The organism is Brevundimonas sp. (genome assembly GCF_032017145.1).
Taxonomy (GTDB): domain Bacteria; phylum Pseudomonadota; class Alphaproteobacteria; order Caulobacterales; family Caulobacteraceae; genus Brevundimonas.
Map to the genome: position 1 here is coordinate 1 of NZ_DALZQC010000004.1, position 26,992 is coordinate 26,992.

21 protein-coding genes are annotated in these 26,992 nt (G+C 64.7%); 6 read left to right on the plus strand and 15 right to left on the minus strand.

All coding sequences use genetic code 11. The annotated features are described in order from the left end of the window. Window positions 1-770 (plus strand): endonuclease/exonuclease/phosphatase family protein (locus tag RTU05_RS01225; RefSeq protein ID WP_312595032.1); only part of this gene is annotated, 770 nt, incomplete at its 5' end. Here RTU05_RS01225 and RTU05_RS01230 read toward each other — a convergent pair. Continuing rightward, window positions 763-1,110 (minus strand): ArsC family reductase, encoded by a 348-nt coding sequence (locus RTU05_RS01230; RefSeq protein ID WP_312595034.1) that lies wholly within the window; start codon window positions 1,108-1,110, stop codon window positions 763-765. The two genes, RTU05_RS01225 and RTU05_RS01230, sit on opposite strands and share 8 nt — an antisense overlap. A 117-nt stretch (window positions 1,111-1,227) precedes the next feature. Between RTU05_RS01230 and RTU05_RS01235 the strand changes: the two genes are divergently transcribed. Beyond that, a complete protein-coding gene (locus RTU05_RS01235; RefSeq protein WP_312595036.1) occupies window positions 1,228-1,779 on the plus strand; it encodes a hypothetical protein in 552 nt (183 codons plus the stop codon). A gap of 347 nt (window positions 1,780-2,126) precedes the next feature. Here the strand turns inward: RTU05_RS01235 and RTU05_RS01240 are convergent, their stop codons facing one another. Continuing rightward, window positions 2,127-2,846, minus strand: coding sequence for a hypothetical protein (locus RTU05_RS01240; RefSeq protein ID WP_312595038.1), 720 nt, complete (start codon window positions 2,844-2,846; stop codon window positions 2,127-2,129). Between the two features lie 64 nt (window positions 2,847-2,910). Continuing rightward, window positions 2,911-5,529 (minus strand): TonB-dependent receptor domain-containing protein, encoded by a 2,619-nt coding sequence (locus RTU05_RS01245; protein WP_312595041.1) that lies wholly within the window; start codon window positions 5,527-5,529, stop codon window positions 2,911-2,913. 174 nt (window positions 5,530-5,703) lie between these two features. Between RTU05_RS01245 and RTU05_RS01250 the strand changes: the two genes are divergently transcribed. Beyond that, a complete protein-coding gene (locus tag RTU05_RS01250; RefSeq protein WP_312595043.1) occupies window positions 5,704-6,792 on the plus strand; it encodes a sn-glycerol-3-phosphate ABC transporter ATP-binding protein UgpC in 1,089 nt (362 codons plus the stop codon). 438 nt (window positions 6,793-7,230) lie between these two features. Here RTU05_RS01250 and RTU05_RS01255 read toward each other — a convergent pair whose 3' ends face one another. Continuing rightward, window positions 7,231-7,539 (minus strand): hypothetical protein, encoded by a 309-nt coding sequence (locus RTU05_RS01255; RefSeq protein WP_312595045.1) that lies wholly within the window; start codon window positions 7,537-7,539, stop codon window positions 7,231-7,233. A 467-nt stretch (window positions 7,540-8,006) separates the two neighbouring features. Between RTU05_RS01255 and RTU05_RS01260 the strand changes: the two genes are divergently transcribed. Continuing rightward, window positions 8,007-9,476, plus strand: coding sequence for a recombinase family protein (locus RTU05_RS01260; RefSeq protein ID WP_312595047.1), 1,470 nt, complete (start codon window positions 8,007-8,009; stop codon window positions 9,474-9,476). On the opposite strand, the gene RTU05_RS18245 is transcribed toward RTU05_RS01260, so the two are convergent. Further along, window positions 9,368-9,607: an RNA polymerase sigma factor gene (locus tag RTU05_RS18245; RefSeq protein ID WP_409411579.1), complete on the minus strand. Its 240-nt coding sequence runs from the start codon at window positions 9,605-9,607 to the stop codon at window positions 9,368-9,370. The genes RTU05_RS01260 and RTU05_RS18245 overlap by 109 nt on opposite strands. Before the next feature lie 68 nt (window positions 9,608-9,675). Continuing rightward, entirely contained in the window at window positions 9,676-10,221 is a 546-nt protein-coding gene (locus tag RTU05_RS01265; RefSeq protein WP_248119127.1) for a helicase, read from the minus strand. A gap of 50 nt (window positions 10,222-10,271) precedes the next feature. On the opposite strand from RTU05_RS01265, the gene RTU05_RS01270 reads away from it, so the two are divergent. Together RTU05_RS01270 and chrA are read left to right on the plus strand one after the other, a co-directional pair. Next, window positions 10,272-10,571, plus strand: coding sequence for a helix-turn-helix transcriptional regulator (locus RTU05_RS01270; protein ID WP_312595049.1), 300 nt, complete (start codon window positions 10,272-10,274; stop codon window positions 10,569-10,571). A 165-nt stretch (window positions 10,572-10,736) separates the two neighbouring features. Beyond that, window positions 10,737-11,930 (plus strand): chromate efflux transporter, encoded by a 1,194-nt coding sequence (gene chrA / locus RTU05_RS01275; RefSeq protein WP_312595051.1) that lies wholly within the window; start codon window positions 10,737-10,739, stop codon window positions 11,928-11,930. Between the two features lie 95 nt (window positions 11,931-12,025). On the opposite strand, the gene RTU05_RS01280 is transcribed toward chrA, so the two are convergent. The 9 genes from RTU05_RS01280 to RTU05_RS01320 form a co-directional block, all read right to left on the minus strand. Next, window positions 12,026-12,751 carry a DUF6118 family protein gene (locus RTU05_RS01280; RefSeq protein WP_248119130.1) on the minus strand — a complete coding sequence of 242 codons (726 nt, stop codon included), beginning with the start codon at window positions 12,749-12,751 and terminating at the stop codon, window positions 12,026-12,028. Window positions 12,752-12,769: 18 nt separating this feature from the next. Further along, window positions 12,770-14,491: a tyrosine-type recombinase/integrase gene (locus RTU05_RS01285; RefSeq protein ID WP_312595055.1), complete on the minus strand. Its 1,722-nt coding sequence runs from the start codon at window positions 14,489-14,491 to the stop codon at window positions 12,770-12,772. Between the two features lie 154 nt (window positions 14,492-14,645). Beyond that, on the minus strand, window positions 14,646-17,858 hold the full coding sequence (locus RTU05_RS01290) for a discoidin domain-containing protein (protein ID WP_312595057.1): 3,213 nt from the start codon (window positions 17,856-17,858) through the stop codon (window positions 14,646-14,648). A gap of 162 nt (window positions 17,859-18,020) precedes the next feature. Then, window positions 18,021-18,836, minus strand: coding sequence for a carbohydrate ABC transporter permease (locus RTU05_RS01295; RefSeq protein ID WP_312595059.1), 816 nt, complete (start codon window positions 18,834-18,836; stop codon window positions 18,021-18,023). Beyond that, window positions 18,833-19,765: a sugar ABC transporter permease gene (locus RTU05_RS01300; RefSeq protein ID WP_312595061.1), complete on the minus strand. Its 933-nt coding sequence runs from the start codon at window positions 19,763-19,765 to the stop codon at window positions 18,833-18,835. Before RTU05_RS01300 ends, RTU05_RS01295 begins: the two co-directional genes overlap by 4 nt. After that, window positions 19,762-21,045 carry an extracellular solute-binding protein gene (locus tag RTU05_RS01305; protein WP_312595062.1) on the minus strand — a complete coding sequence of 428 codons (1,284 nt, stop codon included), beginning with the start codon at window positions 21,043-21,045 and terminating at the stop codon, window positions 19,762-19,764. Before RTU05_RS01305 ends, RTU05_RS01300 begins: the two co-directional genes overlap by 4 nt. Further along, window positions 21,042-22,520: a glucoamylase family protein gene (locus RTU05_RS01310; RefSeq protein WP_312595064.1), complete on the minus strand. Its 1,479-nt coding sequence runs from the start codon at window positions 22,518-22,520 to the stop codon at window positions 21,042-21,044. The genes RTU05_RS01305 and RTU05_RS01310 overlap by 4 nt, the downstream gene beginning before the upstream one ends. Window positions 22,521-22,594: 74 nt before the next feature. Further along, window positions 22,595-25,642, minus strand: coding sequence for a TonB-dependent receptor (locus tag RTU05_RS01315; RefSeq protein ID WP_312595066.1), 3,048 nt, complete (start codon window positions 25,640-25,642; stop codon window positions 22,595-22,597). A gap of 50 nt (window positions 25,643-25,692) precedes the next feature. Beyond that, window positions 25,693-26,766: a LacI family DNA-binding transcriptional regulator gene (locus RTU05_RS01320; RefSeq protein WP_312595068.1), complete on the minus strand. Its 1,074-nt coding sequence runs from the start codon at window positions 26,764-26,766 to the stop codon at window positions 25,693-25,695. Window positions 26,767-26,992 lie beyond the last annotated feature (226 nt).

The following is a 26,992-nucleotide window of genomic DNA, read 5'->3' on the forward strand; positions in this document are numbered from 1 at the left end:
CGCCGCTGGCGGCCTGCGCCACCGCCCCGGCGGCCCGCCCCAGCGCGGGGCTGAAGCTCGCCACCTTCAACATCTGGCACGATCAGGGCGACTGGACCGTGCGCCGTCCGCTGTTGATCGCGGCGCTGAAGGCGCAGGACGCCGACGTCATCGCCCTTCAGGAGGTATTGCAGGACGCCGCGGTCGGGCTTGAGAATCAGGCCGAAATGCTGGCCCGCGAACTGGGCGGCTATTGCGTCGCGTTCGTCTCGACCGACCCGGAGGGCGCGCCCCGCCGCTACGGCAACGCCCTTCTGACCCGCCTGCCCGTCCTGGCCGAGGCGTCGATCCGGCTGGAGCCGCTGGACGACTATCGCACCGCCCTGCGTCTGCGCGTCTCGGTCCAGGGTCGCCCCGTCGACGTCGTCGTCACCCATCTGGCCTGGCAGGAGGACGCCGGCCCGGTGCGCGCCAGCCAGATCGCGTCGCTGCTGGACTGGCTGCCCCACGACGGCGCCCCGCTGGTCGTCATGGGCGATTTCAACGCGACCCAGGAGGATTCCGGTCTGTCCGTCCTGACCGGCCCGCGCTTCTTCAGCGCCCTGCCGCGCGGATCGGTCGCCACCACCCTGAATCCGGCCAAGGGCCACCCGAACCGCGTCATCGACCACATCTTCGCCGAGCGGTCGGGCTTCACGCCCGTCCAGGCCTATCTGTTCGGCGACACCGCGACGAACGGCGAATATCCGTCCGACCATTTCGGCGTGGCGGCGACCCTTCGCCTTATCTGAGCGCCGCCGCGTAAAGCTCGGGCTTGAAGCCGACCAGACGACGGTCGCCGATATCCAGCACCGGCCGTTTGATCATCGACGGCTGCGCCACCATCAGGGCGATGGCCTTGTCCCTGTCGATCCCCGCCTTGTCGGCATCCGGCAACTTTTTGAACGTGGTCCCGGCCCGGTTCAGCACCGTCTCCCACCCATGTTCATCGATCCACTGACCCAGCCGGCCCGCATCCGCCCCGGTCTTCTTGTAGTCGTGAAACACATAGTCGACCCCGTTCTGCTCCAGCCACACCCGCGCCTTCTTGACCGTGTCGCAGTTGGGGATGCCATATAGGGTGTAGGTCATTGTTCCTCAGCCAATGTCGCGTTTGTGTTGGGGAGCCGGTAGCGCAAATCGACCCGTTGCGGTCTCTCTGAGCGCCATCTTAGAGTGACGTCAGCGAAGGATAGGGAATTCGAGACCATGGGCGCTCACCCTACAGGCGACCTAGCAGATGCGTTGATTTCATGTGGCATCAAACCGGTAGATGTGAAGGTAGAATGGGATGCCGACTGCCAAGAGGATGTCCTCACCTTTTCAGCAGCCAAAATCCCAAATGGGGTGCTGATAGACCTCGCAGATTTATATCTGTCGTTTCCAACCCGCTTCGTGTTCGCATCAGAAGACCTGGAAACAGCTTTTCAAGGCATACTTTCAAAGTCGCCCAGATTGGTCGCGCTGCGAGATCAGGCCCTCGATCAGCAACACGAATGGCTCAAGACGCGGGGCCTATCAGCTTTTCGTAAGTTCGATCCGGCGAAAGAGAGTGTGGGAGATTTTGCTGTCCGCGTCGAAATCGCGTGCAACGCCGAACGAGGCGACCTGCTTTCGGTGAAGGGCAACGATGCAGTTTCTATCCATCCAAGAGACCCGAGCAAATTGACATTGGATCGCATGAGGACGCTGTTAGCTCTCTTGGAGACATGCGCTCCTAACCTTCTCTATTTCGTGACGGGGGAGGACGGACCTGGGTGATGTCAACTAACCACCCGTAGCTGACGATGGCGACTTCCGCTTTCTGCCCTAACCGACACAATGTGTTTCGATAGAAACTCTGCGCGGCCGCCGTCATCGCGCCAAGCCAGCCATCCTAACGTCTCGAACAAATACTAGCATTTCCCACGGCCTGACCTCCAGCAGCGTCAATCGACCATACAGGCCGCGATGTGCGGTATGATGTCATCCGGTCTTTGACATCCAGGCGCGTCGAAATTGCACCGTCTTGCACTTTGCACTATTTTTCCGGGTGCAGTGCAATTTCGCCTGGGGAAAATTTCAGACGAAGTGCACACAGTGCACTCTGTTTTGTTCGTCTTCCGTCTTCAGAACAGCAACCCGGCCAGAACGCCGATCGCCGCCAGCATCAGGCTTCCGACCACCATCATCGCGCTGATGGCCAGTTGCAGCACCAGCCCCTTGCCGATCCCGGCCGCGATCCCGCGATACCAGCGCCCCCGGCCCATCCGCACGAAGACCACGACGCCGAGAACGAACAGGGCCACGCTGCCCATCATCGCCACCGGCCCCGTGCCGTATATGAACCAGAACAACGGCAGCATCGGCACGGTCCAGGCGTTCAGATAGGCGAAGGCGGCGCGAAAGCCGCAACGCCACCCCAGGTCCTCGGCGTCCCACCAGCGCACCAACGGCAGGACGGCCAGCGCATAGAGGGGCGCCATCAGCGGGACGGTCAGAAAGGACATCCAGCCGTCGGCGTCGGACATGAAGGCGTCGCGCGACTTGCCGGACTGGGCCACCAGCGACGCCATCAGATCGGCGGGCATCTGCTCCAGCACCCCGCCCAGGCCGCCGCGCAGGAACACCACCAGCATCAGGATGGCGTTCAGCGCCAGATAGAGTTTCAGTGGCTTGGCATAGACCCCGCCGCCGGTCGGCCCCTCGATCATCCAGGCCTGCAGCACCAGGCGCGGGCGGATCAGCAGGTCCCGCGCCGTGCGCACTTCGACCCCGCCAAAGCCCAGGGCGTCTTCGGACAGGTCCTTGAACGCCTGTTTGCGCGTCGTTTCGCCTTCGGTCGTCATGGATCGCCCCCGCCTAAGAGGGATGCATACACCGCCCGATTGAGCGCGCAAACGCGCGACCGCCTCAGAACCGCTTGGTCAGGCCCACGCTGAAGACCCGGCCGCGCGGGTCGGCGACCACGGGATCATAGCCCAGGGCGAACTGGGCCAGCGGCGGCGCCTTGTCGAACACATTGACCACCCCCACCGCCAGGTCGATGTCGGCGCCGATCGTGCGGCTGTACAGCACGTCCGCCGTGGTCTGGCTGGCGATGGTCGCATCGGTGATCCCGCTGCGGTCGTTGCGATAACCGTCGGTGTAATGGACCAGCGCGGTCACGGCGTCCGCCCCCCCGCTCCAGCCCAGGGCGAACTCTCCGCGATTGCGCGGCAGCGACCGGCCGATATTGCTCAGATTGGTCGATCCGACGCCCGAAACCTGGGCCGCACCATCGTTCAGCCGGATGTCATAGGCGTCCACATAGGTCCAGGTCGCCGACGCCGTCGCCCGACCGCCCCACAGCTCGCGGCCATAGCGCGCCGCCAGGTCCAGCCCTTGCGTCTCGATGGACGAGGCGTTGATGAAATACAGCTGCATGAAGGTCAGGGCGCCGCTGGCCGAGCGGGTGATGCGCGCTTGCGCCGGCGTGCCCGTCCGTCCCGCCGCCGTATCGGCCGCCGCCTGGTCGATGACGGCCTGGGCCGCCTCCTTGACCACCTGATCCGTGTAGTCGAAGCGCCAGGCGTCCAGGCTGAATTCCAGCCCGTCCAGCGGCCGCCACACGGCGCCCAGGCTCAGGCTCTCGGACTTCTCGGGCTCCAGCGCCGCATCGCCCGAGGTCAGGGTGTTGACGAAGACGAAGGCGCCCCGGTCGAACACCGACGGCTGCGACGCCTGCGCCCCGGACTGGGCGTAGACGGACGGCGCGCGGAACCCCTGCCCCCACGACGCCCGCACGGCCACGGCGTCGGTCACGTCCCATCGGATGGCGGCCTTGGGACTGAACCGCCCCTCCCCGTCGTAGGTTTCGTAGCGGCCCGCCAGCTGCGCCTCGATGCGGTCGCCCAGATGCAGCCGCGCCTCGCCGAAGGCGGCCAGCGTCTCCTGATCCCCCTCGAAGTCGGGGGAATAGCCGGCGGTCAGCAGATCCCCCGCATTGACCAGATCGCTCCAGTCGTGCCGGAAGCCGCTGCGCCGATATTGGGCGCCCAGCGCCACATCGACCGAACCGCCGTCCCACGCCAGGGCCTGACCGCTGGTCGAGGCGTCCGCCGTGGTCAGGGTCGCCGCGCCGCGCAGGCCCGTATAGCCGATCAGGCTGTCGATCAGGACCGTGCTATTGGCCGTGCCGGTTCCCAGATAGGCGCTGCCGAACGGGTTGAAATACTGGCACGCCCCGACACCGGCCATGCCCGTCGCGGGGTTGCAACCCGCCCCGCCAAAGCCGTTAAGCGCCCGCTGCAATGCGCTGCCGATGGCGTCCGGCTTGTCATAGGCGACGTGCTGACGGCTGCTGGTCGCGGCCAGGTTCCATATCCAGCCGCCGGCAAACCGCCCGTCCAGACCGGCCGACAGGCGCCAGGTCGTGTATTCGAAATCGGCCTGGGACGCCCCGGCCTCGGCCCCCAGCAGCCGCCCGCGGAACAACACCGCCTCGCCGAACGGATTGTCGGGATGCGACGCCGGAACCGTCAGCGACTGCGCCAGGATCGGCAAGGACGGCGATTGTCGCGCCACCGTCTCGGTCGATGACCAGGCCCCTTGCAGCGACAGGGTCATGTCCCCGATCGGCCGGCGATAGTCGGCGAAAAGCTGCGTCCGCGTCTCCTCCGGCGCCAGATCGAAGAAGTCGGAGTAATCGAGCCGGCAGAAGCTGTCCGTCGGCGTGTTCTTGTAGGCGCTGCCGAAAGCCGGATTCCCGCACGCCGGATCGGGCGAGAAGCCGTTGCGGCTGGGTCGGAAATAGGAGCCGGGCTGGCCATAGCTGGTCACCGCCGTCCACGCCGCCCGGCCATAGCGTTCGGCCTGGGTGAAGTCCCGCTCGTCCGACCCCAGGGCCGAACGGTGGAAATGCGCGGCGGCCAGCGTCAGATTTCCGCCCAGCAGGTCGAACCCGCCTATGGCCTGGACAACGCTCTCTTCCGACCCGTCGGCCACAGCGTATTTGGCGCTGATCTCGGGCCGGTCCACGTCATGGCGAGTGATGAAGTTGACCACGCCCGCCACCGCGTCCGAGCCATAGACGGCCGAGGCTCCGTCCTTGACCACCTCCACCCGCTGCAAGGCGATCGTCGGCACGAGCGAGTTGATGTCCACAAAGGCCGATCCGTCGGTGGCGACCACCGCGCTGGTCGTCCAGCGCTGACCGTCCACCAGGACCAGCGTCGACCCTAGGCCCAGATTGCGCAGGTTGAACTGGGCCGTGCCCGAGCTCTGGGGCTGGTTCAACTGATCGACCTGGGCCTCCGAGCCCGAGTTGGCCGTGACCAGCCGCACCAGCTGCGACGCATCGGCGATCCCGGCCGCCTCCATGACGTCGCGTCCGACCGTCTCCACCGGCGCGATCCGGTCGCCGCCGGCGATCCGCGATCCTGTGACCACGATATCGTCCACCTGCGCCGCCTTCTGGTCCTCGGCATGGGCGGCCGCATCCGCCAGCCAGGCCATAGAAGCCGTCATCATCAGGAATCTGCGTTGCGTCATCTGGATGCTCCCCCGCGTCTGGCAGCGGCTTCTAGCCAGCGCGGCGGTTTTGCGAAAGCGTAATTTTGCAATTTTGCAAATTCAGTCGACGACGAGACATCGTGCGGCATTGATCCGAAGGTGTAACCGGTTACGGTGCGGCAAAATAAGAAATGGCTCAGGGAAGCAGGAAGCATGGCGAACGTCCGTCTGGTCGACGTGAAGAAGGCGTTCGGCGCCGTCGAGGTGCTGAAGGGCGTCGATCTGGAGATCGCCGACGGCGAGTTCGTGGTCTTCGTCGGCCCCTCTGGCTGCGGCAAGTCCACCCTGCTGCGCACCATCGCCGGGCTGGAAGAGGCGACGACCGGCCAGGTCTGGATAGGCGACCGCGTGGTCAACGACCTGTCGCCGTCGGACAGGGGCATCGCCATGGTGTTTCAGTCCTATGCGCTCTACCCGCACATGACGGCCTATGAGAACATGGCCTTCGGCCTGAAACTGGCCAAGACGGACAAGGCCGAGATCGACCGCCGCGTCCGCGCCGCCGCCGAGGCGCTCGGCATCACCGACTATCTGGACCGCAAGCCCAAGGCCATGTCGGGCGGCCAGCGCCAACGCGTCGCCATCGGCCGCGCCATCGTGCGCGAGCCCGAGGTCTTTTTGTTCGACGAGCCCCTGTCCAACTTGGACGCCGCCCTGCGCGTGCGGATGCGCTACGAGTTCGCGCGGCTGCATGCCGAACTGAAGACGACGATGATCTACGTCACCCACGACCAGGTCGAGGCCATGACCCTGGCCGACCGGATCGTGGTGCTGAACGGCGGCCGGATCGAACAGGTCGGCGCGCCGATGGACCTGTACGACCACCCCGCCAACCTATTCGTCGCCGGCTTCATCGGCAGCCCGAAGATGAACCTGCTGGCGGGCGAGATCATCGAGGCGTCGGCAGGCGGCGCGACGGTGAAGACGACGGCCGGCGAGACGATCCGAATCGCCGTGGACGCCGCCTCGGCCAAGCCCGGCGATGCCGTGACACTGGGCGTCCGCCCTGAACACCTGACCCTAGGCGGCGACGGCGATGCGTTGAACGCCGAGGTCATGTTCGTCGAAACCCTGGGCGCGACGACCATGGCGCACCTGAAGCACCCGGCGACCGAAGACACGCTGACGGTTCAGTTGGCCGGCGAACTGCGCGCCAAGGCCGGCGAGCGACTGACGCTGCACGTCCCCGCGAAACAGGCGCACCTGTTCGACGCGAGCGGCAAGGCGTTCAAACGCCTTTGAAAGTCCTTCTCCCCTCGGGGGAGAAGGTGGCTCGCGAAGCGAGACGGATGAGGGGGCAGCTTCCACAACCTCGCCCTCGCCGTTTCGATGCGGATAGATACCCCTCATCCGGGGCCTCCGGCCCCACCTTCTCCCCCATGGGGAGAAGTATAGGCTCCTTGATCCCGCTTAACTCTCTGTAAAACAGAATAATCTTATCGGAGAGAAGTGCCGTGTAGAGTTCGTGTAGATAATTCTGCACGTTGCCCACAAAAGATGGCTGGAGTCGCTGGCGGCGTCCACTGGTTTGGGCTGCTGTCAGCGTCAGCGGTTGGGCTCGATATGGCACCAGGCGAAGGCCGCCGCAGCCGCTCCTGCGCCCAACGCGCGGAAGTCTCGCCAGCCAAAGGAGTGACGGGAACGGTGGGCGTCCGCGCCAACCGCAACCATTCCGCCCGCCTAGAACAGCGAGAGCTGCCTGCTCGCTTCCTCAAAGGCCGTCCATTCAGGCGAACGCGAAGCCTGATCGAGCCACGCCTCCACGAAGGCTTCCGCACTTTCGTAACCATCCATCGCCGCCTTGGGCGTGAAATGCGACCTGTAGCCGGTCTCGGTGATCGGCAATGGCGCTCGCTCGGGTGACACGCTCACCACTTCCAGATGGGCCATATGGGTTCGGTCGTCATAGACCAGATAGTCGGCGTTCCACCGGATTTCGATCTCGATGCCATTCCAGCGTGTCCGAGTTATTGAATAGTCATTCTTCATATCCGCCTCTGGAGTTTGGGTTCGTACTGAACCCTTGCCCGTCGGCGAGACTGGGGGAGCAAACGTAGCGGGAGGCTTCGCGGGGACCCGGCTGCAACGAGCATCGCGAGAGAAGCTGGGCGGAAGGCTCTTCGGAGTGCGCCGGGGGCGACGCCCCAAGTCTCTTGCGATAGGGATTGTCACCCGAGAGGGACGAGATCTCTGGCAGCGTCGGAAGCTCGTGGCGCAGCCTAAAGCCCTCCTGCGCCCCAGCGCAGATCGCCATGAACTTCAGTGCCTGAAATACCCAAGCGGGCGAACGGTGCGCGCACGGCAAAGCCCCAAGCCTGTTGCGCTAGGGCGACCGTCCGAATGGAATGAGATCGCCAGGGCGGCCTAAGCCCAACCATCCACTCTAACTCGCTTTGACAATCAAAAGTCGTCCGAGTGCTGATGTTCAGATCCATCAGATATTGCGGGAGATGAACATGCAGGCCTCGCCGATTAAAGCAGCGCAGTACGTGCGAATGTCGACTGAGCGACAAGAATACTCACCCACGTTCCAGAAGGCGACCAACGAGGCCTTTGCGGTCGAACATGGGATGCAGATCGTTCGGACTTACGAAGACGCCGCCGTGAGTGGGGTCTCTCTCCGTAACAGAGACGGTCTAAAAGCCCTTTTAGCCGACGTGCTTTCAGGGGACAGCGGGTTCACCTGCGTCCTTGTTTACGACGTCAGCCGATGGGGCCGGTTCCAAAATTCCGACCAGGCCGCCTACTACGAGTTCATGTGCGTTCAGGCGGGCGTACCTGTCCTCTATTGCGCTGACGGTTTTAAAAACGACGGCAGTCCGATGTCGCAACTGATGAAGCATATCAAACGGACCATGGCGGGACAGTACAGCCATGACCTTTCCGAGAAGGTGACACGCGCTCAGCGTGGACTATTGGCCCAAGGATTCTGGACCGGAGGGCGGGCTCCGCTCGGCTTGCGGCGGATATTCACGCGCAGTGATGGCACGATGCTCGCCGCACCATCGGGTTCGTTCGTCCGTAAACAGCAAGGTGTGCGAACCAAGCTCATCCTGGGACCGGACGCCGAGGTGGAGTTCGTGCGTCGAATATTCGCGCTCTATCTTCGTCCGAAGGCGACCACTGTGAGCGTCGCGCGAAAACTGACGGCAGATCAGGACGTGAATGCTGAGTGGGGTGATTGGTCAGCCAGACGAGTGCGGTACATCCTCGATAACCAGGCCTACATCGGCAAACTCATCGGCGGGCGTTACTCCAGACCAGTCGGCGTCAAGTCTGGGGGCGCCCTGCCTCGCGCCGACTGGATCGTCGTGGATGACGGCGTTCCCCCAATCGTGACAAAGGATGTCTTCGAGGCTGCACAACGAAAGCGCCAGCGCAACCGAACTCCTGTTGCTTTTAAAGCCGCGCTCGCCGATCTGCGGCGCGTTGGCGCCGACCATGGCTACATCAGTCAGGGCCTCATTCGACGCTTCGGCCGATGGAGCCCCGGCGTTTACTACCGGCAAGTCGGCCCTATGCCGGTCATTCGCGATCTACTGAACCTGCCCGTGCCGGCCAAGTTTGCGAACCATCACCTTTTTAAGGGCGACATGAACCGTCACGGCCGAGGCAAGCCGAGATATTCGATGGACGATTTGCACCAGCACCTGAAACGGGCCTTTGCCGAGCATGGCAGCCTGTCGCGTGAGATACTGGACGCTTACGGTACGCCCAGCACCTACACGATCTACCGTCGCTACGGCTCAATGGCCGCCGCGTATCTGGCCGCTGGTTATCAGCCGAGTGGGCTTCAACTCCAGAAAATGGCGGAGCATCACTCCTCGGAAATCCTGACCGCCCGCGCGAGGCGAGCCAGTGCGGTAGCAAATGCCGCCTCCGCAGCGTCCGGGGCTATCCCAAGTTGCGATCCGATCTCGCCGTAGGTGAGCCCCCCGAAACGATGGAGAACGAACACGTCGCGAAGGTTGGTAGGCAGTCGCAGGATCGCCGCCTTAAGGACATCCGCAGAGCTTCTTGCACGTCCGCGTTTTGGCCGGGACTTTGGCGTTGTCATCCGCTCGTCCTCCAGTCGATTCCGATGATGGCTCGATCATTAGCAGCACGTCGTCGATCGCCTTCCGGCTAGGCGTTCAACAAGTTCATGGAAGTTCCTTGGGAGATCGCGATGAGGTCCATCCGCGATCTCGTGATCATTGCGTGGGCCTCCGGATGGTCCTCGGGCCAGATCAGACGCTCAACGACTGCCAGCCGCGCAACGATCGCCTCCAAGGTCGCCGCGCTTGAATCAGGGATCGCCTCTAGAAGACGCTCACGCTTGTCGAATAGCGTGGTCAAGATGCCGTCTATGTCGCGAAGCTCTTTGGACCATGGCAAAGCCTGCTGTTCAGTCGGCGTGAGGTTGCACCACGAATGCTCCCGGATCAGCCAGCCTTCCAGTTTCGCCCAACGGGTCTGGAGACGCTCTATCTGGGCATCGACGGCCAGCCAGTTTCTGCACCGCCGCGTCGCTACGTCCGAAGCGGCATCGGCGGCGGGAAGCAGGGCAGCGGAAGCGGCAGCCGGATTGGCCGCCCCAAACGCAACGGCCGATGTGCCGGCGATGAGCGCGCGCCTGGAAAGTGCAGGCAGGCGCGCGTCCTCGATGCCCGTCTTTCGACGCGAGCCCATGACTAATGCCTTCCAATCAACTATGATTATTTTATAATCGCCGAAGGCAAGTGCCGCGTCAATATAAAATAGTCTTTCATGATAATAAAATCATCATTGCTGTGCTGACATCCCCACAAATCAAGGCCGCGCGCGCCCTCCTCGGTTGGAGCCAGCCTTCGTTGGCGAAGGCGTCGGGCCTCTCGCTGCCCACCATCGTGCGTATGGAGAGCCAGCTCGGTCCGGGGCGTAGCTCTGCCGCTAATGTCGAAGCTGTTCAGCTGGCTCTTGAAACCGCTGGGGTCACCTTCCTGGAAGGGACAAGCGAGTCGGGGCCGGGAGTGCGCCTAAAACGCGGACTTGAAGGATGATGACTTAGTTAGACGCCGCTGGAAGCAGACCTCCGTTATGTCGTCTACGGGGGGGTTAGCGGAAATCGTCCCACGACGACCTTGGGCCTTCCTTCTAAGGTCTGCCTGACACATAGCGAGCGGCCCGCTGTCGCGCCGCGCGTGCTTGGAGATAGGAGCAAGGTGATGGCCGCTGCACGGGAAGAAGCGATTGCTCCTCGCCTTACGCTCATCGCCCTGTTCCTGAAATTTCTGCACTTCGGCGTCCTGGCATTCGGCGGGCCTGTCGCGCAGATCGCCATGATCCGACACCAGCTCGTTGAGCATGAGCGATGGATTTCCAGTGCACGGTTTAACCGCCTGCTGGCGGTAATGCAGGCGCTTCCCGGTCCAGAAGCGCATGAGCTTTGCGTACACATGGGGATGTTGGCGCGTGGCCGCATAGGCGGCGTTCTAGCGGGCCTCGGGTTCATGTTGCCGGGCTTTATCCTTATGATGCTGGCGGCATGGGCCTATGACGTCTTGGTCGCCGGTCGCGCTGTCTGGACCGGTGCGCTGCTCGGGGTTCAGATCGTCGTGGTGGCGCTCATCATCAGGGCGGTGCAGCGGATCGGGCGGCACGTCCTTGAAGACCGAATGCTGTGGTTGCTGGCAGGCCTCGGCTTTGCGTCCAGCCTCATCGGCGCGCCGTTCTGGATACCGCTCGTCGCTGGAGGCCTGATCTACGGGTTCAGCGGACGACCCTGGATCGCTTTGGGCGTCGGTATGGTCGCCGTTGCGCTATCTGTCATCCTGCACTCAGTCGGGATGACTGCGGCTATCAAGGTCAACGGCCCTATCACTGAAGCGGGAACGCTTGATCTGTTTGTTGCAGGTCTCAAGGGCGGGCTTCTGACCTTTGGCGGGGCCTACACAGCCATTCCCTACGTTCGTGCCGATACCGTGGGACGGGGATGGCTGTCCGACGGCGCCTTTCTCGACGGTGTCGCCTTGGCTGGAGTGTTGCCCGCGCCACTGGTGATTTTCGGTACTTTCGCCGGCTATGTCGCAGGCGGTTGGACCGGAGCCTTGGCGGTGACAGCGGGCATCTTCCTGCCGGCCTTCGCCTTCTCCCTGATACTGTTCGAACGGTTGGAAGCCGTGGTGGACAACCCGGCGCTGCACCGCGTGTTAGCTGGGGTCGCAGCGGCCGTGGTTGGAATCATTGGCGCGACCTGTCTCCAGCTGACGTGGTCAACGGCTGAACGTGCGCCGATCCTTTGGGGCGCTGCCCTCATTTTCCTAACAGCACTGGCAGCGGCGTGGCTGGCGAAAGGGAAGTGGGCGGCGCCGCTACTTATTGCGTCTGGCGCTCTCGCAGGGAGATTGATCTTCGGCTGACGGCCTGTGCCTGGGAGTGTAGCTAACGTGCAGGTCCGCAATGGGTCGATGTCAGTCATGATCATCAATGCCCGAAGCAGACTTCTGCTAAGCCCCTAAGAGATCATGGGTGGCAGCACTAGGCTGCTACTCTGGTAGCGGTCTGCTACCGAATCCTTCGGCGGCGCCACCGTCACCGTGCACCGCTGCACCTTCCCGCTGTCGATCGCCGCCGCCCGGCACGTCTCAAGGGCGTCCCGGTTCTCGTCGGCAAGCCGGGCGTCCGCGACGATACGACCCCAGCCCATCGGATTCGCCGCCCGCATTAACGCTCCGCCCGCCGTCCAGCGATCCTCCCGCATCACCAGAGCCGCCACCCGCGTGTTCAGCCCGAACGGCAAGACGCCGGCGAGGATCGGCGAAAGCAACAGCCCGACCGCGAACGCCACGCCCCCGATCCAGCCCAGCAACCGGACCTGCCTATCCTTCGCCCAGGCCTGACCGATGAGGCCGGAGAGCCGCGACCGCTCGCGCTCCGCCTCCTGCGCGGCGCGGTCCAGCCTCTGCGCCGCCTCCCGCACCAGCGCCGAACCCGCCCTCGCGATACCTTGGCCCTGCTGCTCGGGCGTGAGGTTAAGCGCAGGCGAGGCCAGCACCGTCTCCAACGACTGACCGATCTCGTCGAGACCCTTGCCGAGTATCGCGAGATCCTGACTGTAGTCAGGCGGCCGCTTCTCCCGGATCGCCGCTGGAAGGCCCTCGATAGCGCGGCGCAGCACCGAGACCTCGGCCCGCAGGTCCTCGAACGCCTGGGCCGGGTCGCCCGCTTGATCCTCCGCCATCCTCGCCTCCTGACTTCGTTACAACGACAGGCCCCGATGCAAGTCCCGCCCGATCTGCTGGGTCGCCTGCTGCACGCTACGCGCCGAGATCACCCGACCGAGGGTCGAACTCTGGCCCATTCCCAAGTCCTGCGCCCGCGACCGCACCAGCGATGCCAGCTGCGGATCGCGCTTCAGCGTGCCCGCCATCGCCTTCATGCGCGCCTCCACGCGTTGGCGTTCGCCTCTGTGCCGCCACCCGTCCAGCCGGTCATGCTGCGTTTCCAGCCGCTTCCAATCCTTCACCAACCGGTCGGCCTTCAAGATCGGATCATGCCGCACCCGCGATTCGCGGCGGATAGCACCCGCCAGCTCGGCACCGCGTTCAGACCCGCGAAGATCCCGCATGGCGCGCCAGGTTGGCTCCTGCGGCTCCCAGTCGCTCATGCCCTGCAACACGAGGTCGGCATGCTTGATGGTGTCCACATGGCCGTAATGCTCTTGGATCATCTGCACCGACGTTCCCATCTGCTCGGCCAGCAGCAGTTCACTGACGCCTTCGGTCAGGCGGATGGTGGCGTAGGTGTGCCGGAACGAATAGGTCGAGCGCAGAATGCCGGATGGACCGACCCGCAGGTTCGCGTGGTCCAGCAGGTCCGCGATGAAGGCCTTGTAGAGGGTGCGTTCCTCTGCGCCGGTGGCGCTGCTGAACACCGGAGCTTCTGGCGCGGTGCTCACCGCGATGGCGCGGATGCGGTCCAGATATTTCCCGACATTGCTGCTCGGCGCGACAAGCTGGCGGGACTTGCCCTTGCCACGCACGGACAACACCGTCACCGGCTGACCGTTCTTGTCAGTCGCCTCCATCACGTCGCGCCAACGCAGGTTACGCGCCTCTGAAGGCCGCATGCCGGTGTTGCACATGATCAGGACGAATTGATAAACCATGGCCCGGTACCAGCGGGCGGTTTCGGTCTTCGCGGCATCGACCCACTTGGTGCGGGCGTGGGTATGGAGGCGGCGGTATTCCTCCAGCGAGAACGCATCCCGGCGCTGCTTCTCAAGCGACGGCATGCCTTCGATCCGGTGATGAGGCGGGGCCTCCTGTTTGGAAACGGCGTCATTGATGATGGCGCGGTAGATCTTCATCTCGAAGCGAATGGTCGCGTCACTGACGATGATCCAGTCCGTGTTCTCGGGCTCCGGGGTCTCCGCCGTTTGCTTGCCGACCGCGCCCCCTTTCTGCTTCGCCTTGTCATCGGCGAGGGCCTTGGCAGCATCGCGTTCGGCGTCCGTCATCGGTCGCACATTGCCATGGCGCGTCATCCGCCCCTGACCGAGCGACCGTCGCCAGGACGGATAGTTCTGCCAGCGGTCCAGAGCGATGAGGTCGATCTGGATCTTGCCGACATAGGGATTGAGCTGGTTCTTCACGACCGACTCGATGAGCTTCACCCGGCCCGGCGTGATCTCGCCGCGCTGCGCGCGCAGTCTCTGCTCTGCGATGTAGTCCTTCGCCACCGCCGAAAATGGACGGTTGAACACCGGCAGATTTCGCTTCAACGCAAAGCGGACTTCGCTTTCGTGGTCGTAGGCTAGGGTACGCGCCGTCGTGATGTCCGGCGTCTTTAAGGCGATGGTCTTGTAGCGCGTCGCCTTCGGCAGTCGGACTCGACAATACCAATCCCGGGTCTGCAAATCGCCCCGCCGGAAGATGACCAGTCCGGGTTTCAGCTCTTCCTTGTCCGTGACAAACGCCATGACAGCCTCCATCGTCGTGCAGATTTCGTGCACATCGCGGCGCTAAGTCATTGATCTGCCGTGACGTGCATACATCGTGTATGAACTTCATAGCACAAAATATCGTTTGATTCTAGCAAGTTAGCGTTTGGGACTTATCCCAAGGGGAGAAGGATCAATTCAGGACGACCCGCCGCGCGCCCGCCGGGATCGCCAACTCATCGCCCGTCCATGCCGCCGCGCGACCGTCGATCCGCACCCGCTCCGGCCGTTCCTGCCCCGCCTTCCATTGCAGCACGAACCCGCCCGGCGGCGTCGCTCCGCCGCCCAGGGTCAGCACATACCCCTGCCGTTCCTTGCGATAGGCATAGGTCAACGGCCCATAGGCGGTGCGCAGGTCCCTCACCCCGACGCCTTCCGGGGTGTCCAGCCAAGCCGCCGGCACACCCGCCGCCAGCACCAGGGCGTGATCGTGGTCGCGTTCATAGGCGAACAGGTCCAGGGCCGAGCGGATATAGTCGGAGCTGATCCAGGCATGGGGCATGTCGCCGATGAAGCGCGGCTCGCGCTTTTCGCGCCCCACCACCTCGGCCCAGCCGTTCCAGGCCTCGGGCCGGCGGTCGGCCATCAGGAAGTCCAGCACCGCCAGCGCCCGGTCCTTCTGGCCCAGCCGCACATAGGCGCCGACCAGCCGCCATTCGTAGGGCGTATAGTCCTTCCAAGCCGTGCGATTGGTCAGTCGGTTCTGGAAGTTTTCCCAATAACGGTCGAAGGTTCGCGCCATCAGCTCTGGCGGCAGATTATCCTGTTCGCCCGCCGGCGACAGGGCGATGGTGGTCGAGGTGGCGTCGAAATCGCCCCGATCCGCAGCCCCCGCGATCCAGTCGATGCCGTGATGCTGCGCCGTCGCCGTGATCGACGCCCGGATATCGGCGGCGAACTGATCCCACGCAGCCGCATAGCGGGCGGCGGCGTCCGCATCGCCCAAAGTCTCGGCGATGAAGAGCGCATCCTTGTAGCCCAGCAGGCCCCAGAAATCGTCCCAGTAGGAATAGGCCGCCTTGTCCGAATAGCCCTCGTGGCTGATCGTCGGCGGCAGCAGGCCGTAGAGGTGGCGTTGATCCGGCGCCTGGAACGCCGCCGTCCGGGTCGAGGCGCGCAGCTCGTCCATATAGGCGATGGCCTTCTGCACCTGCGGCCAGACCTGGCGCAACAGGGCCTCGTCGCGGGTGTAGCGATAGGTTTCGGCGGCCAGGAAGACGAACTGGCCGTGGCTGTCGTTCTCGGGCACCGGATCGGCGCCGCGCGAATCGACGCAGCACGGCACCTTGCCGTTCTCGAACACATAGGGGGCGTACCAGCGCAGATAGTCGGCGGAATGCTCGGCCATGCCCAGCCGATTCAGCCCCTCGGCCATCATGGCCCCGTCGCGGATCCACGAACGGTTGTAGCTGCGGGTGCCGGGCTGCAGGATCGGCCCCTGACGCGACATCAGCATATGGGCCAGCGAGGATTTCAGCGCGTCCTCGATGCGCTGGGCGGCGGGCGGCAGGGTCAGTTCGACGCGGTCCAGCTTCTGGCGCCATTCGCCGGCCAGCCGCGCCTCGACCACATCCAGAACCGCAGCCGCCTGCCCCATCGGCTCGGGCGCCAGGTCTTCGCCGGACAGTTGCGACACCCATCCGACCGTTCGCGTTTCTCCGGGTTGCAGCGTCACCTCGTAGGTCAGGGCGCCGGCCGCCAGACCTGTGGCGTCGGTCGTCGTCATGACCTCTGCGGCCGGTCGGCGCGCAGACGGCAGGATCAGGGACTGCGGATCGCTGCCGGCATCGAAGGTCGCCAGCGCGACCATATCCGGGGCCGCCAGCGGCTGCACCCGCACTGTGTCGTTCAGCCTCAGTTCGGCGCCGTGCCAGCTGATCGTCTCGACCGGGCTGACGCCGCCGGGAATGGCCAGGAACTGACGCGGCGCATTCACCTGCATCGGCCGGGCGGCCAGCGCGAGGGTCAGGGTGCGCGGCCGGCTGGAGGTGTTGGTCAGGTCGTAACGCCCCCACAGTTGCGCCTGATCGGCCGGCCCGTCCGCGAAGCTGGTGATCTTCAGCCTCCAGTCGTCGGCGGTCCAGGTCACCGACGGGATCGGCAGGTCGCGGTCCTTCAACCCCTGTTCGATATTGACGTCGGCCCAGGTGATCAGCCGCCCGTTGTCCACTACGAAGGGCTCGATGCTGGGGCCGGCGCGGCGCAGTTCGATGGCGCCGTCCTCGCCGATCAGGCCGCTCTCGCCGCCCCCATCGACACCGACCAGGGTCCAATAGGATTGTTCGCCCGAGAAGCCGCGCGGATAGAGGCCGCGCCGGTTCTCCTTGGCCACCGCCTCGACGAAGACCGTGGGGTCGGCGCCGAAGGCCAGGGGCTCGACCTCGATCTCGTTCAGCGCATAGGTGGTCGCCTGGGCCGCGCCCAGCCTCTGACCCGCGCCGGACGAACCGACCACGTCCGGCGCCGGAACGGGCCGCAGCGGCTGCAGCTTCAGCCAGCGCGCGCTCGCCTCTGGCGTTCTCAGCCAATCAACGCCGCCGTTGCCGCCCGTGACCGTCGCCAACTCGCGCCAGTCCCGCTCGTCGGTCGAGACCGAAACGCGATAGTCCGCCGCCGCGCCGCGCTCGCCCCAGCGCAGGGTCAGGCCGCCGAACTCACGCTCATAACCCAGGTCCAGCGTCAGGGCCGACGTCTCGCTCACGGGCGGGGTCCAGGCGGTCTTTAGGTCATTGTCCACGGCGCGCGACGCGGTGGAGGGCGAGCGGCCGTCGCTGGCGATGGGCTGGGGCGGCACGGCCGGATCGACGGGCAGTTGGCGGATCGAAAGCTGGTCGATGTCGATGAAGCCGCGCCCGCCGTCGGCCGCCACCACCACGAACTCGACCCGTTCTGCGCGGCGCAGTTCGGTCTCGGGGCTGGGCCCCCAGGCCTTGGAGACCTGACGCCGCTTGATGACGAACCTGGTCCAGCCGTCGGGGAAGTCGTAGCGGACCGTCTGCTTCCACCAGACATTCTCGGCCGACGCATCGGTGAACTTGACCTCGAAGGTGTTCGCGGGTCCCTGGCCGCGCACCCAGAAGCTGATCTCGTAATTGTCGGGCAGGTCGAACGGCAACGGCCTGCTGAGCACCGCATAACCCGCCTTGCTGTCGAAATCGTAGTCGAGCCGCACAGCCCGTCCGTCATGACCGGCGACGGCGGAGACGGCGGCGTAAACATCAGTGGAGGCCGTGGCCTCCCACCGCGCCGCGTCATCCATGCTGTCGAGAACGCGCGTCTCCTGCGCGGCAGCGGGCGCAGCCATGAGAGCGGCGCTGAGAGCGAGGGCAGAGGTCAGAAAACGCATTTCGCTACTCCATTTTCGCCCCCAAACACCGTCATCCTAGGCCTTGTGCCTAGGATCCAGAGACTCAGTGAAAACCGGGGACGCACGTCCGCCACCGGGAGTCTGGATCCTCGCCACAGGGGCGAGGATGACGATATTAGGGAAGCGAGACAGCTTCGAAGATCACCCCTTCACGCTGCCCGCGAGCATTCCACGGATATAGTAGCGTTGCAGGGCGAGGAAGAGGATCAGCACGGGCGCGACGGTCACGACGGCGCCGGCCATCATCAGTTCGATGTCCTGCACATGCTCGCGCGACAACGCGGCCAAGGCGACCGGCAGCGTATAGTTCGACTGATCCGTCAGGATGATCAGGGGCCACAGAAAGTCGTTCCAACTGCCCAGGAAGACGAACAGGCCAAGCGTCACGATGATCGGCTGCAGCGTCGGCAGGACCACGCGGCGGAAGATCTGTCCCTCGCCGGCCCCGTCGATACGGGCGGCCTCCAGCATCTCGTCGGGAATGCTCAGCGCATACTGACGCACCAGAAACAGGCCGAAGATCGAGGCCAGCCACGGGACCAGCGCCCCGGCGTAGGTGTTCACCAACCCCATCGACTTCAACATCAGGAACAGCGGCAGGGTGCCGATCTGGGCCGGCACCACCAGCGCGGCGACCAGAAACTGGAACAGCCGCTCGCGCCCCTTGAACTTCAGCTTGGCGAAGGCGTAGCCGGCCGGGACCGTGAAGCCCAAAGCAAGGATGGTCGCCAGGGTCGCAAGCGCGAAGCTGTTCCACAGATACCGACCCATGCCTTGGTTCAGGAACAGGTCGCGATAATGCTCCAGCGTCCAGTGCGAGGGCAGCAGCGGCGGCGGGAAGACGGCCGCCTCGCCCGTCGCCATGAAGCTGACCGACACCATCCAGACCAGCGGGAACAGCACGATCAGGGCGATGAGGCCGACGGCCAGATTGAGCAGGATCGCGCGGATTTTCATTGATACGCCCCCACCCGCTTCGCCACCGCCAGCTGAACCAGGGTGATGGCCAGGATGCACAGGAACAGCACGAAGGCGACGGCGCTGGCGGAGCCCAGGTTCCACCATTTGAAGCCCTCTTCGTACATGAAGTAGAGCACCGTCACCGTGCTCTGGGCCGGGCCGCCTTGGGTCATTACATAGGGTTCGGCGAACAGCTGGAAGAAGCTGGCGACAGAGATGATCGAGACCAGCAGCATGGTCGGCGCGATGGCCGGCAGGGTCACATGGCGGAACTGCTTCCACGGCCCGGCGCCGTCGATGCGCGCGGCCTCATACAAATCGTCCGGCACGGTCTGAAGCACCGCCAGGAAGATCAGCATATTGTAGCCAAAGATCTTCCAGACCACGAACATCAGGATGGCGGGGATCGAGGTCGAGGGGTCGCCCAGCCAGTCCACGGCGGGCAGGCCGATGCTTTCAAGCCCCCAGTTGATGACGCCGTAGCGGGTGTGCAGCAGATAGCGCCACACCACCGCCGTCGCGACCAGGGTGGTGACATAGGGGGCGAAGAACATCACCCGCCAGATCGGCCGCCACTTCACCACCCGCGCATTCAGGATCACCGCCGCCGCCAGGGACGCGGCGATGGAAAGCGGCACGCCCAGAACGGCGAAGGTCAGGGTGTTCTTCATCGCGCCCCAGAACAGGGGATTGCTCAGCAACCGCTCATAGTTCTGCAGGCCGACGAAACGCAGATTGTCCAGGTTGGCCAGGACATAGATGTCGAAGTCGGTAAGGCTGAGCAGCAGGGCCGCGATCACCGGAATGGCGAAGAACAGGCCGATGGCGAGCAGGGCCGGGGCGACGAAGGCCCAGGCGGCCCGCTCGCGGGCGCCGCGTCCGCGCGACGGCCTGGCCCTCGCCAAAGTGGGGTCGGCGACGGTCATACGGCCCTGCCCTGTTCCATCATCCAGCGGCGCTTTTCCAGCAGTCGGTCGGCGCGGCGGTCGATCTCGGCGGCGGCGGTCTCGGGGCTGTATTCGCCACGCACCATCCGTTCGGCGACGATCTGCATCTCCGTCACGATCCGCTCCCACTCCGGCACCTTGGGCACCGCCCTGGCCCGCGCCAGCTGGCCCCGGAACGGCGCCAGCATCGGGTCGCGTTCGACGCCCGCGATGTCCCAGGCGCTCTGGCGCGCCGGCAGGTCGCCGACGATGGTGTTGAACCGGGCCTGCACCGCCGGCTCGGACAGATAGCGCACCAGGGCCCACGCCGCATCCTGATGCGGCGAGGTCTTGAAGACCGCAAGACTCGACCCACCCGGCGCCGAGGCGCCCAGGCCGTTCGGTCCCGGCACGCCCGCCGTGGCCCAGTTCGGCTGGAACGACGCGGGCAGCTTGCTGCGGAAATCGCCCACGCTCCACGGCCCGGAGAAGTAGAAGCTGAAATAGCCCTTGGCGAACTCGGTCCAGACGTTGGAAATTTGCGTCGATGAGGCCAGCGGCGCCAGGCCTTCAGCGAACAAGCTGCGGTAGAAGGCCAGGGCCGCGACGAAGCCGGCACTGGAGAAGTTCCCGCGCGTGTCCCGATCCCTTAGCAGCGGCTCGTCGATCTGAAGCCCGAAGGTCAGAAGCTGCTCGAACTCATTGAGCGGCAGCAAGATGGCGTAGTCGCCCCCGCCCGCCACGCGCTTGATCGCGTGCATGGCCCGCTTCCATTCGGCCCAGTCCTCGGGCGGCGCCCCGAAGCCGGCCCGCGCCAGCAAATCCTTGCGATAGAACAGCAGCCGCGTGTCCACATACCAGGGTGTGGTCATGGCCCGGCCGACGATCTCGTTCGTTTCCAGCACCGCCGAAAACTGATCGGTCAACAGGTTCGCGGCCTCGGGCGGGGTCGGCGACAGGGCGCCGATGGCGGTCAGCTCCGCCACCCAGGTATTGCCGATCTGGCTGACGTCCGGCAGCGAGGCGCCGGCGTAGGCGGTCAGCAGCTTTTCGTGCGCGGCGGTCCACGGCAGGGGCTGGATCGAAGCCCGAACCCCGGGATTGCGGCGCTCGAACTCGGGCATCAACTGACCCACCGTCCCGCCCTCGTTGCCCATGGCCCAGAAGCGCAGCACGGTCTCGCCGTCACGGCGCGGGGTGCAGGCCGCAGCCGCCCCTCCCGCCATCAGGGCCAGCGCGCCACGTCTATCGAGATGGGGCCTGGGCGCCGTCAAACTCATCCGTTCATCCAACCGCCGGTGAAGCCCGCGGTGTCGAGCGCGCGGCGGATATTGGGCTCGCCGCGCATATGGCGCCAGACGAACTCGGACCTGTGGTTCTCGGTCATGATGACGATCGGCCCCTGGTCGATGCCCAGATAGTCGCCGTCCACCCAGCCCACGCCGTCCACGATCCTGCCGTGTTGCAGCGGCCCGTCGCGCACGGTCAGGGTCGGGTTGAAGCTGTCGAGGAAACCCCATTCGGTATAGAGGCCCGCCCCGTATGTCCGCTTCATCGCCTTGACGCAGGGCACGACGATCTCGGGCGCGAAGGCGATGGAGCTGGCCGCCGCCGTCGGCGCGATGGTGCCGTCGTCACGCTCGCCCGGCCCGCGCGCGGAATAGCTGAAGAACTCGCGCGCCTTGCCGTCGATGATCTGTTTGAAATCGCCCGGCCCGTCGCAGGCCGTCAGGCCCCAGACCTCGGACGAATAGCCCGCCCAGCCGCCCGGATTGTCATGGGCGTACTTCTGCTGGGCGTAGACGGCGCGGCGACTGTTTTCGAAATAGTCCAGCTGTTCGCCCAACTGCGCCGACTGCCCCCGCATCCAGGCGTCCCGAATGCCGCGGAAGTCGATGAACATGTGGCTGTACTGGTGCCCGAAGATGGGCGCGAAATTCAGATGCCAGCTGCCCCAGCGGTCGGTCCAGCTCTCGTTATAGCTGGCGGCCCATTCGTGCCAGACATTGACCGACACCGGATGGGTCGGGCTGCCGATGGCCAGCAGCAGCACCAGCATCCCCTCGTTATAGACGTGCCAGTCCGAGGGGATGAAGCCGCTCTCGGGATGCCAGCCCATGGTGATGCGGTTGTCGCGGATCACGGCCCACGGCCATTCGATCCGTTCGTAGATGGCCTGGGCCTTCTGGCGGATTTCCGCCTCGTCGGCGTGACGGCCGTCGAAATAGCGGGCCGCGAACAGCATGCCGCCGATCAGCAGGGCCGTATCGACCGTGGACAGCTCGTTCTGCGCGAACCGAAGCCCGGTCTCCATGTCCAGGAAATGATAGAAGAACCCCTTGTGACCCGCCGTGCCGGTGGCTTCCGGTCCCTGCGGCAGATCATGGAAGAACCGCAGGGTCGTCAGCGTCCGCTCACGCGCCTCGGCCCGGCTTATCCAGCCGCGCTCGACGCCCACCGGCCAGCAGGTCAGGGCGAACCCGACCGCCGCCACCGAACAGAAGGACGGCGTGGGCCAGCGATCCGGCGTCAGGCCCGTGCGCCGATCCGTGACCTTCTCGAACCAGCGGAACGTCCGCTCCTGCAGCTCCTCGATCTCCTGATCCAGCCGCAAAGGCCGCCTCTGCGTCCCATTGACCGCCCCCGCCATCGCCCCCGTCGCCCCCGCCTGCTGCGCCGCCGCCATCACCGGAAACCCGACGGCCACAGCCGCCGCGCCCGTGGTGGTCCGCATCAGGAAGTTTCGACGATTCATGGGCACGCTCACTGGGTCTGCATCAAAAAGAAAGGCCGCCTTCCGACAAGCGAAAGACGGCCTAGGCTCAGGGTTTAGAAGGCGTAGCGCAGGCCAACCTGGAAGCTGCGGGTCGGCAGATAGACTTCGGTTCCAGCGCCGTAGCGCGGGCTGTTGAAGCCGGTATCGAACGACTTGAAGTTGGTGAAGTTGAAGATGTTGATCGCGTCGGCGATGAACTCGACCCGCTGCCCCCCAAAGACGTCGAAGCCCTTGGTCAGACGCAGATCGACCTGGCGATAGGCGAAGTTGAAGCCCGGGAAGAAAGCCCGCTTCTCAGGATTGCCCGCGTTCCAGCAGATGTTGGGACCGCCGGCCGGGGCGCTCGGGCAATCGTTGATGTTGTACGGCAACCCCGATCCCAGGGTCACTATGCCCGACAGCAGGAAGTCGGCGGGCAAGCCCAGGGTGCCAGACGCCACGATGCGGTGCCGCTCGTCCGTGGAAGAGCGATACTTCGGCGACTGGCCCGGGGTGTTGTAGTCGAAGTCGAAGGCGCCGTAGCCATTGTCGCGGCTGCCGTTCTGCGTCGCATCCATATAGGTGTAGGCGATGTTGAAGCCCCAACGATCCTCGGCGTTATACGGCTTGTCAGCAGTCAGATAGATCGCCTTGTAGTCGCGCTCCTTATCCGTGTTCTGGAAGAAGATCAGGTTGCGGAACTGCGAGAAGCCGACCGAGCCCGGGGTCGGCCCGTTGAAGCGCCCGCCCGTCTCGGTGAGCGCATTGGCGATATACCAGGCCGATTCACCCTCCGTATGGCCGGCGGCCAGCGTCAGCGCGGTCTGCCAGCGGCCGAACTTCTGACGGATGCCGAGGTTGAACTGATCCGTGCGCGGCGGCTCGAAATCGTTCTTCACCAGGAAGACCTCGCCGGCGCCCGGGCTTGCGGCCAGCAGCGGATCGAGCCCAGCAGGCGTCAGATAGGATGTGTTCCAAGCCACAGTGTTGGTGAATGTCGGGTTGCCGGAACCATCTGTGCCTGTCTGGATAGGTGTCCCGTTTCGCGTGAAATAGATGGTCTTGTTGAACTGGAACGGCTTGAAACGCTCGTCGAAAGCAAAGTTGAAGCCGATGCGGTCATAATAGCGGCCGGCGCCGCCGAAGATCACCGTCTGCTCGTCGCCGAACACATCGTACGAGAAGCCGAAGCGCGGCTGGAACGCGCCCTTGAACGCCTTGCGATCACCGTTCGAGATGTAATCCGATGGGTTGAAGTAAGAAGGGAAGTCGTAGCCCGGAAGATTCTGGATCGCCGACAGCATGTTGCGGATGGAATCGGGCGTGCGGTAATCGTTGTTGACCGCATTGTCCTCATAGTCCCAACGAATGCCGAGGTTGAGTTCGAGCTTGTCCGTGATCTGCCAATCGTCCTGGATATAGAGCCCGATGACATTGTTATCGACATCCGCTGGAGGCACAGCCACGCCCAAATCCACGGCGACGGGGATTTCACGGCTACCGTTGATCTCTGGTCGCGCATCGACGTCGTATGTGAAAGTCGGATTGCGACCGAAATCCTTCTGCACAAAATAGTTCTGCATCGAATATTTCGCACCCATCTTGATGGTGTGCGTTCCCATCCAGGCCAGGTCTGGGATCGTCAGATCGTTGCGGATCGTCGTGCTTTTCTGCTGCAGGAATTGCGCGTCGGCACGTCCCCCAGCGGTGAAGACAGTCGAGTTTCTGTTGTTGACGTTGTACTGGAAGCCGGGCTGGCCGGTCGGTCCAGTCGAGTCGTCGTTGAAGATCACATACTGACGACCATAGTCACCGCCATTAATAACCGACTGCTCGTAGCTCGACTTCAGATAGTCGATCGAGAACTCGTTCAGGAAATGCTGGCCCTGGAACTGATGACGAAGGTTGAAGGCCTGGGTCTCGCCATTGTTGCGGGCGGCGCGGCTGGGGGCGTTCTGACCGCTGGCGCCGCGGATGTCCTCTTCAGTCTTGTATTCCGTGCTGAGTTCCAGCCGCTGACGGTCGTCGATCTGCCATGACAGTTTGCCGAAGAAGACGTCCTGCTCATAGGGCGTGGACACCGTACCCAGGTCGGCGGCGAAGAAGTCGTTGTATTCGGTGCGGTTCAGGAACGACTGGGCGATGCGGTCTTCGTCCTTGCGTTCATAGGCGCCGAAGAAGTGCAGGCGATCCTGGATGATCGGTCCGCCCAGGCTGGCGCCATATTGCAGACGACGCACCGGGGCCTTTTCGGCGCCGCGACGGCGAGAGATCTCGTCCTGCGCCACCCAGTCAGGGTCCTGGTAGAAGACGAAGGCGTCGCCGTGGAACTCGTTGGTGCCGGATCGCGTCACGGCGGTGATGATGGCCGAACCGGCCTGCTCGTATTCGGCCTTGAAGTTCTGGCTGATGACGCGGAACTCCTGCACCGCGCCCTGAGGGAATGGCGTTCCACGGCTGTCGTCCTGACCGGCCACGCCCCCGTCGTTGATCAGCGACTTGCGGTTCTGGCCGTCGATGAAGACGTTGATGGCTTGGGCGGTCTGGCCGCCGGCGGAAATCGTCCGCTCCGTATCGTCTTCGGTCACGCGCAGGCCCGGAGCCAGCGCGGCGAAGTTCAGGAAGTTGCGGCTGATCTGCGGCAGGTTGTTGATCTGCTGCTGAGTGACGTTTGTGGCGACTTCCGGCGTGCGCACTTCGAACACGCGACGGCCGGTGACGACGATGTCGCCCAACTCGGTCGCGCCGGCCGTGGCCTGGCCGGTCGGAGCGGTGGCCCCGGCGACGTCCAGGTTCAGGGTTCCGACCTGGCCCAACGACAGGGTGACGGTCTGTTCCGCAGTCTGACCGTCAGCGCTGGTGACCTGGACACGGTAGGTGCCGGGACGCAGGCCCGAAAGGACATAACGCCCGTCGGCGCCGACGCGCGCGCGGGTCGCATAGCCGGTCGACACTTCGGTCGCGACCACGGTAGCGCCGGCTTCGGCGGTCTGGCCGTCGTAGACCGAGCCCCGAAGCGTGGTGGTCGCGTTCTGAGCCGACGCGCCTCCCGCGACGGCCATGCTCAAGGCCAGGACCGAGGCGGCGGCCAGGGCCAGGTTGCGTGTGTTGAACTGGGTCATCCTGAGTTCTCCCCTTCCCTTGGGATCGGTTGGCGTCGGCATGACGTCCCTCACCCCTTGTTGAACCTGGCGGTCGGGACCGCCGCGGTGGATTGGCGTTCGACCAGGATCGGTCGGACGATTTCGCAGTTGGTGTCGGCGGCCTCGCCGGTCTGGCCGGCCTGGACCAGGCCGATCAGGCGTTCGACGCCTCGCCGGCCGATCTCGGCGATGTTGACGCGCATGGTGGTCAGCGCGGGCCGCACCAGGGCGGCGATGGGCACGTCGTCGAAGCCGACGACGGCGATGTCTTCGGGGCAGCGCACGCCCGCTTCCTGAAAGGCCAGAAGGGCGCCGACCGCCATCATGTCGTTGGCGGCGAAAACAGCGTCAGGCCGCTGGGGCATGGCCAGAAGCTGCGTCGCGGCGCGGTGCCCCGACGCCTGGGAGAAGTCGCCTTCCACGATGATCGGCGCCTGGTCGTCCAGCGCCGAGACATAGCCGGCCGCGCGGGTGTCGGCCTCGACGTTGGCGGCGGCGCCGCGAATATGGGCGATGCGGCGCCGGCCTGTGGCGCGCAGATGCTGGACCGCCGCGACCGCGCCCCCGTGGTTGTCGATGACGATGGCGGCGCGCCCGGCCTCGGCCGTGCCAGCGTTCATCAGCAGGACCGGCATCCGCCCGGCGAACTCATTGGCCAGATTGGCGGCGCCGACATGGGGCGACAGAACGATCATTCCGTCCACGCGGCCGCGCATGGAGCGGACGGCCGCCAGGGTGTCCTCGGCGCCGTCATGCGAGCTGGAGACGATCAGATGCTTGCCATGCGCCCGCGCGGCCAAATCCATGCCCCGGATCAACTCCGAGAAGAACTCGCCGAACAGGTCGGGCAGGATGACCCCGATGGTGTCGTTCTTGCTGGTCGACAGGCTGCGGGCGCCGAAATGGGGGACGTAGCGCAGATGCTCCACAGCATCGAGCACACGCTGGCGGGTCGCGTCGGACGTCACGCCCAGACCGTTCAGCACACGAGAGACGGAGGCGACGGACACCTGGGCGCGTTCGGCCACGTCACGCATGGTGGCGGCCTTGGCGAAGGGGGAACCCTCCTGCCCGGCGGTCGACTCAGCGGTCGGTGCGGCCATGTCCAATCGATCGTCTCCCTGAATTCCCACCGTGCCGGCTTCTTGTCGAAGTTCCGTCGATACAGAATGTAAGCGGTTACATGACACAGGAGTAATCCGGCCCGCAAGCGTCTGAAGGTCGCATTTCCGTCAATTTTGCGAGACGTCGGGTCAGGTTGTGCAAAGAAGTGCGATGGAAGTCGGCGCGGACGCGGGCTGAATAATCTGCGATTTCAATCGCCAACGA

Coding starts and splice junctions, on each gene's coding strand:
- RTU05_RS01260 (WP_312595047.1), top strand. CDS start 8,007: ATGCAGGCCTCGCCGATTAAAGCAGCGCAGTACGTGCGAATGTCGACT.
- RTU05_RS01320 (WP_312595068.1), bottom strand. CDS start 26,766: ATGGCCGCACCGACCGCTGAGTCGACCGCCGGGCAGGAGGGTTCCCCC.
- RTU05_RS01285 (WP_312595055.1), bottom strand. CDS start 14,491: ATGGCGTTTGTCACGGACAAGGAAGAGCTGAAACCCGGACTGGTCATC.
- RTU05_RS01265 (WP_248119127.1), bottom strand. CDS start 10,221: ATGGGCTCGCGTCGAAAGACGGGCATCGAGGACGCGCGCCTGCCTGCA.
- RTU05_RS18245 (WP_409411579.1), bottom strand. CDS start 9,607: ATGACAACGCCAAAGTCCCGGCCAAAACGCGGACGTGCAAGAAGCTCT.
- RTU05_RS01230 (WP_312595034.1), bottom strand. CDS start 1,110: ATGACCTACACCCTATATGGCATCCCCAACTGCGACACGGTCAAGAAG.
- RTU05_RS01290 (WP_312595057.1), bottom strand. CDS start 17,858: ATGCGTTTTCTGACCTCTGCCCTCGCTCTCAGCGCCGCTCTCATGGCT.
- chrA (WP_312595051.1), top strand. CDS start 10,737: ATGGCCGCTGCACGGGAAGAAGCGATTGCTCCTCGCCTTACGCTCATC.
- RTU05_RS01305 (WP_312595062.1), bottom strand. CDS start 21,045: ATGAGTTTGACGGCGCCCAGGCCCCATCTCGATAGACGTGGCGCGCTG.
- RTU05_RS01280 (WP_248119130.1), bottom strand. CDS start 12,751: ATGGCGGAGGATCAAGCGGGCGACCCGGCCCAGGCGTTCGAGGACCTG.
- RTU05_RS01300 (WP_312595061.1), bottom strand. CDS start 19,765: ATGACCGTCGCCGACCCCACTTTGGCGAGGGCCAGGCCGTCGCGCGGA.
- RTU05_RS01310 (WP_312595064.1), bottom strand. CDS start 22,520: ATGAATCGTCGAAACTTCCTGATGCGGACCACCACGGGCGCGGCGGCT.
- RTU05_RS01315 (WP_312595066.1), bottom strand. CDS start 25,642: ATGACCCAGTTCAACACACGCAACCTGGCCCTGGCCGCCGCCTCGGTC.
- RTU05_RS01240 (WP_312595038.1), bottom strand. CDS start 2,846: ATGACGACCGAAGGCGAAACGACGCGCAAACAGGCGTTCAAGGACCTG.
- RTU05_RS01250 (WP_312595043.1), top strand. CDS start 5,704: ATGGCGAACGTCCGTCTGGTCGACGTGAAGAAGGCGTTCGGCGCCGTC.
- RTU05_RS01295 (WP_312595059.1), bottom strand. CDS start 18,836: ATGAAAATCCGCGCGATCCTGCTCAATCTGGCCGTCGGCCTCATCGCC.
- RTU05_RS01245 (WP_312595041.1), bottom strand. CDS start 5,529: ATGACGCAACGCAGATTCCTGATGATGACGGCTTCTATGGCCTGGCTG.
- RTU05_RS01235 (WP_312595036.1), top strand. CDS start 1,228: ATGGGCGCTCACCCTACAGGCGACCTAGCAGATGCGTTGATTTCATGT.
- RTU05_RS01255 (WP_312595045.1), bottom strand. CDS start 7,539: ATGAAGAATGACTATTCAATAACTCGGACACGCTGGAATGGCATCGAG.